The 13,414-nt window shown below is 74.7% G+C and carries 14 protein-coding genes; all 14 read right to left on the bottom strand.

All coding sequences use genetic code 11. From position 1 onward, the window contains the following. Positions 1-17: 17 nt before the first annotated feature. The 14 genes from ACFW1A_RS13095 to rimM all read right to left on the bottom strand — a co-directional run bounded on the left by ACFW1A_RS13095 (position 18) and on the right by rimM (position 13,393). Positions 18-641 carry a TetR/AcrR family transcriptional regulator gene (locus ACFW1A_RS13095; protein WP_380408252.1) on the bottom strand — a complete coding sequence of 208 codons (624 nt, stop codon included), beginning with the start codon at positions 639-641 and terminating at the stop codon, positions 18-20. A gap of 103 nt (positions 642-744) precedes the next feature. After that, positions 745-1,641: an RNA polymerase sigma factor WhiG gene (gene whiG / locus ACFW1A_RS13090; protein ID WP_380408216.1), complete on the bottom strand. Its 897-nt coding sequence runs from the start codon at positions 1,639-1,641 to the stop codon at positions 745-747. Between the two features lie 1,372 nt (positions 1,642-3,013). Continuing rightward, positions 3,014-4,243 carry a DNA-processing protein DprA gene (gene dprA / locus ACFW1A_RS13085; RefSeq protein WP_380408214.1) on the bottom strand — a complete coding sequence of 410 codons (1,230 nt, stop codon included), beginning with the start codon at positions 4,241-4,243 and terminating at the stop codon, positions 3,014-3,016. Continuing rightward, positions 4,240-5,850, bottom strand: a complete 1,611-nt coding sequence (locus ACFW1A_RS13080) for a YifB family Mg chelatase-like AAA ATPase (RefSeq protein WP_380408212.1) — start codon at positions 5,848-5,850, stop codon at positions 4,240-4,242. The genes dprA and ACFW1A_RS13080 overlap by 4 nt, the downstream gene beginning before the upstream one ends. Further along, entirely contained in the window at positions 5,851-6,336 is a 486-nt protein-coding gene (locus ACFW1A_RS13075; RefSeq protein WP_380408210.1) for a YraN family protein, read from the bottom strand. A 152-nt stretch (positions 6,337-6,488) separates the two neighbouring features. Next, positions 6,489-6,815, bottom strand: coding sequence for a DUF2469 domain-containing protein (locus tag ACFW1A_RS13070; RefSeq protein WP_110669769.1), 327 nt, complete (start codon positions 6,813-6,815; stop codon positions 6,489-6,491). 65 nt (positions 6,816-6,880) lie between these two features. Then, a complete protein-coding gene (locus tag ACFW1A_RS13065; protein WP_380408208.1) occupies positions 6,881-7,423 on the bottom strand; it encodes an NUDIX hydrolase in 543 nt (180 codons plus the stop codon). A 35-nt stretch (positions 7,424-7,458) separates the two neighbouring features. Then, the gene (lepB, locus tag ACFW1A_RS13060; RefSeq protein ID WP_380408206.1) at positions 7,459-8,274 is read right to left on the bottom strand and encodes a signal peptidase I; all 816 of its coding nucleotides are present in this window, start codon (positions 8,272-8,274) and stop codon (positions 7,459-7,461) included. 112 nt (positions 8,275-8,386) lie between these two features. Beyond that, entirely contained in the window at positions 8,387-9,481 is a 1,095-nt protein-coding gene (lepB, locus tag ACFW1A_RS13055; RefSeq protein WP_380408202.1) for a signal peptidase I, read from the bottom strand. A 90-nt stretch (positions 9,482-9,571) separates the two neighbouring features. Beyond that, positions 9,572-10,549 carry a signal peptidase I gene (gene lepB, locus ACFW1A_RS13050; RefSeq protein ID WP_380408199.1) on the bottom strand — a complete coding sequence of 326 codons (978 nt, stop codon included), beginning with the start codon at positions 10,547-10,549 and terminating at the stop codon, positions 9,572-9,574. Next, positions 10,533-11,447, bottom strand: coding sequence for a signal peptidase I (gene lepB / locus ACFW1A_RS13045; protein ID WP_380408197.1), 915 nt, complete (start codon positions 11,445-11,447; stop codon positions 10,533-10,535). Before lepB (ACFW1A_RS13045) ends, lepB (ACFW1A_RS13050) begins: the two co-directional genes overlap by 17 nt. A 64-nt stretch (positions 11,448-11,511) precedes the next feature. Beyond that, positions 11,512-11,862, bottom strand: a complete 351-nt coding sequence (rplS, locus tag ACFW1A_RS13040) for a 50S ribosomal protein L19 (RefSeq protein ID WP_380408195.1) — start codon at positions 11,860-11,862, stop codon at positions 11,512-11,514. 155 nt (positions 11,863-12,017) lie between these two features. Further along, entirely contained in the window at positions 12,018-12,836 is an 819-nt protein-coding gene (trmD, locus tag ACFW1A_RS13035; RefSeq protein WP_380408250.1) for a tRNA (guanosine(37)-N1)-methyltransferase TrmD, read from the bottom strand. A gap of 8 nt (positions 12,837-12,844) precedes the next feature. Beyond that, the gene (rimM, locus tag ACFW1A_RS13030) at positions 12,845-13,393 is read right to left on the bottom strand and encodes a ribosome maturation factor RimM (protein ID WP_380408248.1); all 549 of its coding nucleotides are present in this window, start codon (positions 13,391-13,393) and stop codon (positions 12,845-12,847) included. Positions 13,394-13,414: the final 21 nt, after the last annotated feature.

Below are 13,414 nucleotides of genomic sequence, written 5' to 3'. Positions count from 1 at the left end.
GCGCTGCTGGGCTCGGGTCAGGCGCGGCTGCTGCCGCTGCACTCGGCCGCCGCGGTCGCCGCCGCGTCGGTGACCGGGGTGGCGGATCCGGCCAGCCCGTGGAGCGCGAGGGCCACGGCGGCGTCGGCGATCACCGAGCGCTCCTCCGGCGAGCGGCCCTCGGACCTCCGCACGGCGGCTTCGACCACGCCCTGCAGCAGGGCCGCGGCCAGTTGGGGGCGCTGGTGGCCCAGTTCGCCGAGCGCCTGGACCACCAGGCCGACCAGGCCCTCGTGCGCGGCGCGGATCCTGGCCCGGGCCGCCTCGTCCAGCTCCAGTGCGGACAGCGCCACGATGGCGCGGTGCCGCGGGTCGCCGGCCAGTTCCAGCTGACCCCGGACATAGGCCTCCAGCCGGCTGGCCGCACCGTCCCGGGCGGCCATCCCGGCCTCGATCTCGGCGGCCCAGAGCGGGAAGTCCGCCTCGCAGAGCTGCTCGACCACGTGCGCGCGCGAGCGGAAGTACTCGTACACCGAGGACCGGGCCAGCCCGGTGCGGGCGGCCAGTGCCGGGAAGGTCAGCGCTTCCATGCCGCCCTCGGTCAGCAGCGCCCGCGCCGCGTCGAGGAGGGCGGACCGCTGCAGTTGGCGGTGCTCGGCCAGGGAGGCGGCTCTGATCTTCGGCACGCTCCCACTGTACGGAGGCGGTGGAGGGGTGGGGCTCACCTCCCGGCCAGCACGGGAGGCGCGCGGATGTGATCAGGGGTCAGCGCAGATCGGTCATCTTCGCCCGCAGTTGCAGCACGGACTTGGTGTGGATCTGACTGACCCTGCTCTCGGTGACCCCGAGGACCTGACCGATCTCGGCGAGGGTGAGGCCCTCGTAGTAGTAGAGGGTCACCACCGTCTTCTCGCGGTCGGGGAGGGTGGCCACGGCACCGGCCAGCAGCTTGCGCAGCTCGCGGTCCTCGGCCACCTCGACCGGGTTCTCGGCGCCGGTGTCCACCAGGGTGTCCATCAGGCTCAGGCGCTCGCCGCCGTCCCCGGCCGGGTGAAGCAGCTCGTCCAGGGCGACGACGTTGGCCAGCGAGAGTTGGCTGAAAATCGCGTGCAGCTCCTCCAGCGCGATGCCCATCTCGGCGGCCACCTCGGGCTCGTGCGGGGTCCGCCGCAGCCGGGCCTCCAGTGCGGCGTAGGTCCGCTCCACCGCCTTGGCCTTCTGCCGCACCGAGCGGGGGATCCAGTCCAGGGCGCGCAGTTCGTCGATGATCGCGCCGCGGATCCGGCTGATCGCATAGGTCTCGAACTTGATCGCCCGGTCCGGGTCGAACTTCTCGATCGCGTCGATCAGGCCGAACACGCCGGAGGAGACGAAGTCGGCCTGCTCGACGTTGGCCGGCAGGCCGACCCCGACCCGGCCCGCCACGTACTTCACCAGCGGCGAGTAGTGCAGGATCAACTGCTCGCGCAGCCGCTGGTCGCCGGTCGTCTTGTAGGCGCGCCACAGCGACTCCAGCGCGCTGCGCTGGGCCGCCTCGGGGGACCGGGCGCTCGCGGGCTGCGCGGGAACGGCGGCGGTCGCTTCGTCCGCCGGCGCGACGGCTGCCGACGGTTCGGCGCCCGGAGACGCGGCGGCGCGCGAGTCGGCGCCCGGCGAGTCCACGGCGAGCGGGCCTGCCGCGACCGGGTCTACCGCGACCGGGTGGGCGGCGCGAGGGTCAGCGACGCGCGCGTCGACCGGGCCCGGCTCAGTGGCGCGCGTCGGGTCGACGGTGTTCACCCCGCCACCCCGGGGACCGGGCGGCGTCATGCCGACGGGCACCGGAGCGGGGGAAGTGACACCGGCGGACGCAGTCGCCTGCGAGCCGGGGCCGGAGCTCGCAGGCGCCTGCGAGCCGGGGCCGGACCCTGGGCCGGGCACGGAGCGACCGCGCGGGGCGGCCCGGTCCCCCCGGCTGTCCAGGTCCGACACCGGCGCGGGGACACGGGGCGCGGTGGGCGCCGGCCGCGCGCCCGCCGGCGCCGCACCGCTGCGCGGCGCGGGCGCGACCGACCCGCCGGCAGGCCGGGCCGGTGGAGGCACCGAGCCGAGCCCGCCGGGCTTGCCGGACTTCACCGCCTTGACCTTCTTCCCCGGTGCTTTCGGCTTCCCGGCGCGGCCGGCCTTGAGAGCGGGGCCGGGCAGCGTGGCCGGGGCGCGGGCGGTGATCAGTGCCACGGGGCCGACGGTCGGCGCGATCGGGCCCGGCACCGGCACCGGTCGGGGCGGCACCCCGTCGAACGCCGAGCACCCGTCAAGTCCTGCACCAGTCATGATCGCGCCTCCCGCGCCGAGTACCGCCGCGCCGGTCGGCTCACCGCCCGGACTGCTCCGTTCCACCCCCACCACATCCGCACCGTCACCAACACCAGCGCCGGCACCAGCGCCGGCACCAGCCCCGGGCCCGACCCCGGCCGACCCACCGACGCCAGTACCACCACCGAAGCCGAGACTGAGACCGAGACCGACCGGCCCACCCGCTGCCCCGCCGACCGACCGCTCCACCGACCGGCCGACCGGCCGACCGAACGGGCCGACCGCCGGGTCGCCCTCCGGAGCACCACGGCCACTCCACCCCGCCCCCGGCCCGATCCCCGCCGCCGCGCCCGCCGGATCCGGTACGGGCTGGTCGCCGGTGGCGGCGCGGAGTTGACCGCGAGCTCCCCACGGGAGCCGGCCGGCACTGGTCGCCCCGTGTCCGGGGATGTGAGTGGGCATACGTGGGTCTGCGCCGTTCTGCCGAGTCATGTGCTGATAGGGAAGCCATAGGGAGCGTAGCGTGATCGAGTCGATGCACTGCGCTACCACCACCTGGCCGTCGCCCGTTCTGGTGGCGTTCACTCCGACGCGCGAATGGGCGCACCGTGTTCGACCCGGCCGGCGCGCCGGTCCCCGCAGCTGCGGGGGCGGTCCGGACGGCTCGGGTGGCACCTGCGAGCGCACCAACGATCACCAACGACCGCGCGGCCCTGACGGTGCGTCGCCCGGCGCCGCGTCACCCTCCAGTGCGACCCGGCGCGATCCGCCAGTACGCCCCGGCGCGCTGGACGAACCCGAGCGAGCACAGTTCGTAGAGCTGTTTGAGCGCCTGCTCCACCGGCAGTTCGGCGCGCCGCGCCAGGGCGTCGGCCGGCGCGCCGGAACGCCCGGCCGGGATCGCCTCCAGCACCCGGGCCGCTGCCGGGGCCAGCAGGTCGCGCGCGCCGGGCACCGCGCGGTGCGGCGGCGGCAGGTCGGCCCCGATCGCCCCGATCAGTTCGATCACCTCGGCCGCCCGGGTCACCAGCGTCGCCCCGCCGCCGCGGATCAGCTCGTGCACCCCCGCCGAGAGCTCGGAGGTGACCGGCCCGCAGACGCCCATGGTGTGCCGGTTCAGTTCCAGCGCCCGGCGCGCCGTGCTCAGCGCGCCGCTGCGGTGCGCGGCCTCGACCACCACCGTCCCCCGGGTGAGCGCGGCCAGCACCCGGTTGCGCAGCACGAACCGGAACCGGTTCGGGTGCTCCCCCGGCGGATGCTCGCTGACCAGCTGACCCTGTTCCCGGATCCGCCGGATCAGGCCGCTGTTGCCCCGCGGGTACTCCACGTCCACCCCGCAGGCGAGCACCCCGACCGTCATCCCGCCCACCGCGAGCGCCCCGCGGTGCGCGGCCGCGTCGATCCCGTAGGCGGCCCCGGAGCAGACCACCCAACCCCGTTCGGCGAGTTCGGCCGCCAGTTCGGCGGCCACGTGCGCGCCGTACTCGGTGCAGGCCCGGGAGCCCACCACCGCCACCGAGCGCAGTGCCAACAGCCGCAGCGAGCCGGTCCCGACCACCCAGAGCCCGATCGGCTCGCGCTCCCCGAGATCCGTCAGCTGGCTGGGCCACTCCGGATCGTCCGGCACCAGGAACCGCCCGCCGATCGCCGCCAGCCGCCGCAGGTCGGCGGCCGGGTCCAGCTCGCCCAACCGCTGCCGCAGGGCCGCCCGGCGGGCCCGGTCGATCCGCAGCTGCGGATGGCGGGTGTCCCCATGGAGCACCTCCAGCAGCTCGACGGCGGACCGGCCGGCCAGCCAGCGCCCGATCACGCCGTTGCCCGGCTCGACCAGCCTGGTCAGCGCGGCCCGGGCCAGCCGCTCCCGCTCGGGCTCCGGTGCCGGGACCGGGACCGGCTCCGGCGGGACCGCGGCCGGAGGCGCCGGCGCCGGCGGGGTGACCGCCACCAGGGGATCCTGACGCCCCGTCACAGCGGGCCGTCCATCGACCGCACGCCGGTCGGGAAGCCCCGCCGCAGCCCGAGCGCGATGCGCAGCTCGGTCCGCCCGGGCACGTCCTGCCCGGCCAGGTCGGCCACCGTCCACGCAACCCGCAGCACCCGGTCCAACCCGCGCGCGGTCAGCAGCCCGCGCTCCATCTCCCGCTCCGCCTCCACCAGTGCTCCCGGATCGGGCCGCCAGCGCGAACGCAGCTCGCGCCCCGGTACCTGGGCGTTGGTCCGCCACGGTGTCCCGGCGAACCGCGCCGCCGCCCGCTCCCGGGCCGACCGCACCCGCTCGGCCACCACCGCCGTCCGCTCGGCGTGCCGGTCGCGCTCCAGCAGCTCCGTCCTGGTCACCGGCTCCACCTGGACCCGCAGGTCGACCCGGTCCAGCAGCGGCCCGGACAACCGCCCCTGGTACCGGCTCACCATCACCGGGGTGCAGTCGCACCCCTCGCCCCGGCGCGAGTACCGCCCGCACGGGCAGGGGTTGGCCGCGAGGCAGAGCAGGAAGCCGGCAGGCAGCCGCAGCGACCCGGCCGAGCGCGCGATCACCACCTCGCCGGACTCCAGCGGCTGGCGCAGCGCATCCAGCACCCGGACCGGGAACTCCGGCGCCTCGTCCAGGAAGAGCACCCCGCGGTGGGCCAGCGAGACCGCGCCGGGGCGGGGCAGTCCGCTGCCGCCGCCCACGATCGCGGGCATCGTGGTCGAGTGGTGCGGGGCGCAGTAGGGCGGCAGGTCGATCAGCGGCCGGCCGGGCGGCAACAGCCCGGCCACCGAGTGGACCGCTGTCACCTCCAGCGCCTCGGTCCGGGTCAGCGGTGGCAGCAGCCCGGGCAGCCGTTCGGCCAGCATGGTCTTGCCGGCCCCCGGTGGTCCCTTGAGGTAGAGGTGGTGCCCGCCGGCCGCGGCGATCTCCAGCGCCGACCGGGCCTCGTGCTGCCCGGCCACGTCCGACATGTCGGGCCCGAACTCCGGATCGGTCCCGACCCGGCGGACCGCGGTGCCGGGCAGCAACAGGCCGGCCAGCAGCGGGTCGGGGCCGCCGGCCATCGGGTCGGGCGGCTCCTCCGGCACCGGGGCGTCGGTGAGCACCGCGATCAGCTGCCGCAGGCTGCGCACCCCGAGCACCGAGACGCCGGGGACCAGGGCCGCCTCCGCCGCCGTCTGCTCGGCCACCACCACCCGGCGGAACCCGCTGTCCGCCGCCGCCAGCACCGAAGGCAGCACCCCGCGCACCGGGCGGACCCGCCCGTCCAGCCCGAGCTCACCGATGATCAGCAGATCGGCGATGGCCGGCGGCGGCAACCGCTCGGCCGCCGCGAGCACCGCACAGGCCACTGCGAGGTCGAAGCCGCTACCGCTCTTGGGCACCGAGGCGGGGCTGAGCCCGACCGTGAGCTTGCGCTGCGGCCACGCCTCGCCGCTGTTGCAGACGGCAGCCCTGACCCGGTCCCGCGCCTCGCTGAGTGCCTTGTCGGGCAGCCCGACCAGGGTGAACGCCGCCACCCCCGGTTCGAGATCGGCCTGTACCTCGACCACGACGCCGTCCACCCCGAGCAGCGCCACCGAACAGGTCCGGGCAAACGCCACTCAGACCACCCCCCGCAGGTGCTGCACCCGGGCGGCGCCGCGGCTGCGGCTGACCACGCAGACCAGGTCGATCCGCACCCCGCCGGGCGGCGGGACCACCGCCCCGTGCCCGTCCCCGGCCACGGCCGCACCCGTAGCCACACCCGCGCTCTCACCCGGACTCGCCCCCGCACCCGGCGGCGCGGCCGGCAGCCCGGCCAACCGGGCGAAGTGGGCCGGCCAGCGCTCGGCCAGCCACCGCTCGGCCAGCACCCGCAGCCGCTCGGCCTTGACCGGCCCCAGCGCCTCCTCGGGCTGCTGGAACGCCCCCTCGGACCTGGTCTTGACCTCGCAGACGGCCACGGTGTCCCCGTCGAGGGCCACGATGTCCAGCTCTCCCTGGGCGCAGCGCCAGTTGCGCTCCAGGACCCGCAGACCGTCCTGCCCGAGCCGGCGGACGGCCACCTCCTCGCCGTACCGGCCGAGGGCCTGCTGTGCGTTGCGCACGGCGATCACCTCCGGTCACGGAGGTTGCCGCGCCACCGCCCGATCCACCATCGGCGGCCCCGAACCTGTGGACAACCCGGCCCCTGTGGACAACGCGCAACGTCGGACGCTCGATCAGCACCCGCCCGCCCGCCGCACGGACGACCGGACGGTCAGCTCCCGAAGCCCGCCTCGTCCGAGGGCAGCTCCAGGTCGCTCTTCGCCAGCTCCTCGATGTTGACGTCCTTGAAGGTCAGCACCCGCACCTTGCGGACGAACCGGGCCGGCCGGTACATGTCCCAGACCCAGGCGTCGGCCATCGAGACCTCGAAGAACACCTCCCCCTGCACCGAGTGCACCTGCAGCTCGTAGTCGTTGGTGAGGTAGAACCGGCGCTCGGTCTCGATCACGTACTTGAACAGCCCGACGACGTCCTTGTACTCCCGGTAGAGCTTGAGCTCCATCTCGGTCTCGTACTTCTCGAGATCTTCCGCACTCATCCAGGCGTCCCCTCAGCTCGTCAGGTCCATCCCCATTGTGGACCACGGCATCATCGCGCAGAGCGTTATCGCGGGGTTGCCCGCGGTAGCACCCCGTCCGCCGACAGCCTGGCCAGCAGCTGCGCCAGCCCCACGGGGTAGACCGGCTCACCACCACCCCCCGCCCCGGCAGCACCGCCCGACTCCGCACCGCCCGGCTCCGCGGCACGGGCCAGCTCGGCCGCGGTCCACCACCGCGCGTCGAGCAGGTGCGCACGCTCGCCGGGCGCACACCCGGAGCTGTCCAGCTCCGCCGCCAGCGGCGCCCGCTCGGTCCGGGCCAGGAAGAAGACCTGCCGCTGCTCGTACGGCCGCCCGCCGTACGTGAAGACCGCCACCTCCTCCAGCACCTGCGGACCCAGCTCGATCCCGGTGAGGCCGGTCTCCTCGGCCAGCTCGCGCAGCGCCGCCGCGCGCGGCCCCTCCCCCGGTTCGAGTCCGCCGCCCGGCGCGAACCACCAGGTCCGGGACGGATCCGCCGGGTCCCGGCCGCGCAGCAGCAGGACCCGGTCGGCCGGGTCCAGCAGCAGGACCCGGGCCGCCTCGCGCCGGAGCACCCGCTCGGTCACCGCCACCGCCTCCCCGGGGCCGCAGCCCCAGGACGTCAGGACCGCCGCAGTCGCCGCGCCAGCGCCGCCACCGGCGTGGTCAGCGAGGTCAGCACGATCAGCGCGACCCCGGCCGCCATCGCCCAGGCCAGCGGGACCAGCGGTCCGGGCTTGCCGGCGGTCGGTCCGGGCAGCCCGTCGAAGGCCACCGTACGCGGCTTCAGTCCCCGGTGGCCGAACGGCCAGACGGTCGCCTCCACCCGCCCGGAGACGGCACCGGCCGGGATGCTGCCGGCCAGCCGGTCCAGGTGCACCCGGGAGTCCAGCGAGCCGTTGCGGTTGTCGCCCAGCACGAAGAGCCGACCGGCCGGCACCTGCACGCTGAAGGCCTGGTTCACCTGCTGCGCCACGCCCGCCAACCCGGTGGCGGGCGCGCCGGCCGACTGCCCCTCCAGGGCGCCGTCGGCCAGGTACGGCTCGGTCACCGGTACCCCGTTCACGGTCAGCCGGTGCTGCGCGTCGCAGCAGACCACGGTGTCGCCGCCGACCCCGACCACCCGCTTGACCATGGTCTCGTTGCCCCAGTCCGGGTCCTTGAAGACCACCACGTCGCCGCGCCCCACCGCCGACCCGCCCACCGGGTGGACCAGCACGGTGTCACCGGCCGCGATGGTCGGCGACATCGAGGCCGTCGGCACGAAGCTCGGGCGGTACTCCAGGGCCGTCAGCACGAAGCCGCCGACCAGCAGCAGCAGGCCGAGGGCCAGCGCGATCCCCTGCAGCACGCCCCAGACCCGGCGGCGCCGGACGGGGGCGGCGGGCGCGGCCGGGGCAGCGGCGGGGCCGGGGGCTTCTTCGGCGAGGCTGCTCATGGGACCGTCCAGGGTGGCGAGGGGATCCGGACACGGCAGCGGGCCGTGGCACGTCCGAGCAGATTACTCGTCAGTACCACGGCCCGCGCAAGAGCCGAAACCGTAACGGAACTCAGTCCTGCTCACGCCGCCGGCGCAGCCACCAGGCCGCCGGCAGCGCCCCGGCCACGCCCAGCAGCGGCGGCGCCACCGCCGCCGCGGCCGAGATCCCCTTCTGGCTGAAGGTGGACGGCACCGGCAGGGTGGACCAGTGGTTCAGCGGCCAGGCCACCACGAAGGCGCGCCCGACCACGTCGTCCACCGGCACGCTGCCGCCGCCGGGCTGGTCCATGTGGTAGCGCGAGTCCAGCGAGTCGTCGCGGTGGTCGCCCATCACCCAGATCCGGCCCGCCGGGATCTTGACCGGCCCGAACGGCTTGTTGCCGCAGGCGCCGAGCTCGGGGTTGGAGTCGAAGACGTACGGCTCGTTGAGCGCCACGCCGTTCACCTTCATCGGGCCGTTGCCCTGGCACTCGATGGTGTCACCACCGACCGCCACCACCCGCTTGATCAGGTCCTTCTCGTTGGCCGAGGGCATCAGGCCGATGAAGCTCAGCACGTCCTGGATGCCGCGCACCACCGCGTTGTTGCTCTGCTGCGACGGCACCTCGCCGAGCCAGCCGCCCGGATCGTGGAAGACCACCACCTCGCCGCGGTCGGGCTTGGCACCGAACCACGGCGTCAGCTTGTCCACCAGCACCCGGTCGCCGACCTGCAGGGTGTTCTGCATCGACTCCGAGGGGATCGAGAACGCCTGCACGAAGAAGGTCTTGATGACCAGGGCCAGCACCAGGGCGATGCCGATCAGGATCGGCAGTTCCTTCCAGAACGAGCGCTGCTTGCGCTCGGCCGGCTGCGGCTCGTCCTCATCCTGCGCCGACCGCGGCCCGGCGCCGCCCGACGTCCGCGGACCCGGCCCGCCCGAACCCGGAGCCGAGCCCGAGCCGGCACCTGAACCAGGACCCGAACCCGAAGCCGAGCCAGAACCAGAAGCCGATCCCGCAGCCGAGCCGAACCCGGAGTCCGGGCCGGAGCCCGACGGCCCGTCCGGTCCGTGTCCGCCGTCGCCGGGCTCCCCCGGTCCGGCGGACTCGGTGGACTGCGCCGTGCGGCCGCCCGAGCCCTCCGGCTCGTCGGCTCCGCGGGCGCCGATCACCAGATCCCCCACGTCATCTCCTCCCTGCTGTGCGGACGACGACCGTCCGCGACCATAGTCCCGCACAGCGGGCACCACGCCTGGCACTCCTGCACTTCTCTATCACTCCGGGCGTCCCACCCGGGTCTTCCCACACGCGGTGCGGTCAACCGGAACGGCGGCCCCCTCACCCCGGTGCCTGCGACGACGTACCGCCGGCCAGGCGGCCCACATCCCCATAACGAGTGAAGCTTGCGAGGGATCCGGCCTCGGCACGACGGATTGCCCGCCCGCTTGCCCGCCCGCCGCGGCACCGGGGGCCGCGGCACCGGGGGCCGCGATGGCCGGATAGGTCGGCCGGCCGATCGACTGCCAGCGGCCCAGCGGCCAGGCGATCATGAACGCCCGGCCGATCACGTTCTGCAGCGGCACCGTGCCGCCGCCGGGCTGGTCCATGTGGTAGCGCGAGTCCGCCGACAGGTCGCGGTGGTCGCCCATCACCCACAGCCGCCCCTGCGGCACGGTGACCCGGAACGGGTTGCGCGAGGGCGGGTTGCCCGGCGCCAGGTAGGGCTCGTCGATCGGGGTGCCGTTGACGGTGATCCGGCCCTGCGGGTCGCAGCAGACCACGGTGTCGCCGCCGACCCCGATCACCCGCTTGATCAGGTCCTGCTCGTTGTCCGAGGGCAGCAGGCCGACGAAGCCGAAGACCTCCTTGGCCCCCTTGGTCAGCGGACCGTCGGTGCTGTTGCGGTGCTCGTTCTCCAGCCAGCCGCCGGGGTCCTTGAAGACCACCACGTCGCCGCGCTGCGGGGTGCTGCCGAACCAGGGCGTCAGCTTGTCCACCAGCACCCGGTCGCCGATCTGGATGGTCTGCTCCATCGACCCGGACGGGATCACGAAGACCTGGACGAAGAAGGTCTTCAGGGTCAGCGCGATCACCAGCGCCACCACCGCGATGATCGGCAGCTCGCGCAGCAGCGAGCGCCGGCTGCGCCGGGCCGCCCGCTTGGCGGTGCGCCGCCGCTCGGCCCGGCCCCGGGCCGCGGGCTCGGCCTGCTGCTCCGGCTCGGCGGCCGCGCTCCTACCCCTGGTCCCCATCGCCACCGCTCCCCCCTGCAGCGGCGAGCGCGGCGAACCCGGCGGGCCGGTCCAGCGAACGCCAGTGACCCGGCGGGAAGGCCACCCAGTCGGCCCGGCCGATCACCTTGCGCACCGGCACGAAGCCGCCGCCCGGGTCGCCCAGGTGGTCGCGCGAGTCGCGGGAGGCGCTGCGGTGGTCGCCGAGCACGAAGAGCGCACCCGCCGGCACCCGCACGTCGAAGCCCGCGCTCGACGGGGCGTCACCCGGGAACAGGTAGTCGGACTCGGCCAGCCGCACGCCGTTCACGGTCAGCGCGTCCGCGCCGGCCCGGTAGGTCACCCGGTCCCCGCCGACCCCGATCACCCGCTTCACGAAGACCGTGCCGCTCCCGTCGCCCAGTCCGAGCGCACCGGCCAGCCGGTCCAGTTCCGCACCGATGCCGGGCCGGTCGTCGCCGCCCGGCACGAAGGAGTCGGTGCCGTCGAAGACCACCACGTCGCCGCGGTGCACGTCGCCGCCGAACTGGTAGGCGAGCTTGTCGACGATCAACCGGTCGCCCGGCCGCAGCGTGTTCTCCATCGACGCCGACGGCACCACGAAGGGCTGCGCCACGAAGGCGTTCACCAGCAGCAGCACGAGCAGGCAGACGGCGCCGAGCTTGGCCAGGTCGCGCAGCCGCCAGCCGCTCCCCCGGTCGGTGGGCTCCCCCTCGGCCACGTCCCCCTCGGCGGCGTCCGCCGCCGCACCGGGGGCCGGGTCCGCGAGCACCTCGGGACCGGGCCCCGCCGGCGCCCCGGCGGGCGGCTCCGGGTCGACCGCGACGGCGCCGGAAACGGCCGCGGACCGCGACGGCTGCTCCGTACCCGAAGGTGCGGCAGTGCCGTCGCGGTCCGCGATCGGTTCGTGCGTGCTCATCGGGCTGAGCTTAGCGGCCCGTGATGAGCGTGCTGAACCCCCGGGGCGACCCGGGGGCAGCGGATCAGCGGTCGCGCTTCTCCTTGATCTTCGCGGCCTTGCCGCGCAGGTCACGCAGGTAGTACAGCTTGGCGCGACGCACGTCACCGCGGGTGACGACCTCGATCTTCTCGACGACCGGGGTGTGCACCGGGAAGGTGCGCTCCACGCCGACGTTGAAGCTCACCTTGCGGACGGTGAAGGTCTCACCGATGCCCGCGCCGTGGCGGCGGATGACGACGCCCTGGAAGACCTGGACACGGGAGCGGTTGCCCTCGATGACCCGGACGTGGACCTTCAGGGTGTCACCGGCGCGGAAGGCCGGGATGTCGGAGCGCAGCGAAGGCGCGTCGACAGCAGCGAGCTTGTTGCTCATGATGCTCTCCATCGCGGGCGCCACGGGCCGCCCACGGAATTTCGTCACGACGGGTAGGTGTTGCGGGTCGCGTCGGCCCTCGATGACTCCCCCGTGGCGGGGGCACCGGACCACCGAATCCCCGAGCGGGGAGTCCGGCGACAGACAACAGCCGCTTATTCTTCCACAGCACCGGCTACCGAGCGAAATCGCCCGGCGTCCTGGTCCCAGGCCAGTCCGAGCGCGGCCAGCGCCGCCCGCTCCTTCTTGTCGAACGCGCCCTGCTGCCAGCGCCCGACCAGGTCGGGCCGGTTGGCCAGGGTGCGGGCGAAGGCCTGCTCCCGGCGCCAGCGGGCGATCAGCCCGTGGTTCCCGCTGAGCAGCACCTCGGGCACCTCGCGGCCGCGCCACTGGGCCGGCTTGGTGTACACCGGGCCCTCCAGCAGGTCGGCCATCGCGCCGGGCGCGAAGGAGTCGTCGCGGTGCGACTCGGCGTTGCCCAGCACCCCCGGCAGCAGCCGGGCGACGGCCTCCACCATCACCAGCACCGCGACCTCGCCGCCGGCCAGCACGTAGTCGCCGATCGAGGCCTCCACCACCGGCATCCGGGTGGCGGCCTCCTCGATCACCCGCCGGTCGATGCCCTCGTAGCGGGCCGGCGCGAAGGCCAGCCACGGGCGCCCGGCCAGCTCCTGGGCCAGCTCCTGGGTGAAGGGCACCCCGCTCGGGGTGGGCACCACCAGGGTGGGCACCTGGTCGGCGGGGCCGGCGGCCAGCACCGCGTCCAGCGCCTCGCCCCAGGGCTCCGGCTTCATCACCATGCCCGGCCCGCCCCCGTACGGGGAGTCGTCCACCGTGCGGTGCACGTCGTGGGTCCACTCCCGCAGGTCGTGCAGGTGGACGTCGAGCTGGCCGCGGGCGCGGGCCTTGCCGACCAGCGAGACGTTCAGCGGCTCCAGGTACTCCGGGAAGATCGTGACGACGTCGATCCGCATGCTCCCGGTCACCGGGACTGCTCCGGCCCGCCGTCGACGACCGCCTCCGCCTCGTCCACCAGTCCGGGCGGCGGGGTGATCACGCAGCGCTGCTCGACCAGGTCGATGGTGGGCACGATCTGCTCGACGAACGGGATCAGCACCTCGGTGCCGTCCGGCCGGGTCACGGTCAGCAGGTCCTGGTACGGGAGGTGGACCACCTCGGTCAGCTCCCCGACCGGGGTGCCGTCCGCGAGCACCACGTCCAGCCCGATCAGCTGGTGGTCGTAGTACTCGTCCTCCTCCTCCGGGCGCTCCTCCGGGTCCACCTCGGCGATCAGCACGGTGTTGCGCAGCGCCTCGGCGTCGGTGCGGTCCTTGACCCCGGCGAACCGGATCAGCAGCCGCCCGCTGTGCACCTTGCCGGACTCCACGGTCAGCGGACCGGCCGTGGCCGGGTCGGTGAGCAGTACCGCGCCGGGGCCGAGCCGCAGTTCCGGCTCGTCGGTGCGGACCTCGACGAAGACGTCCCCCCTGATGCCGTGGGCACGGCCGATCCGGCCGACGACGAGCTGCACGGTGCACTCCTGAACGTTGGT

This window comes from Kitasatospora sp. NPDC058965, assembly GCF_042741245.1.
Classification (GTDB): Bacteria; Actinomycetota; Actinomycetes; order Streptomycetales; family Streptomycetaceae; genus Kitasatospora.
This window is presented reverse-complemented; position numbering and strand designations above follow the sequence as displayed.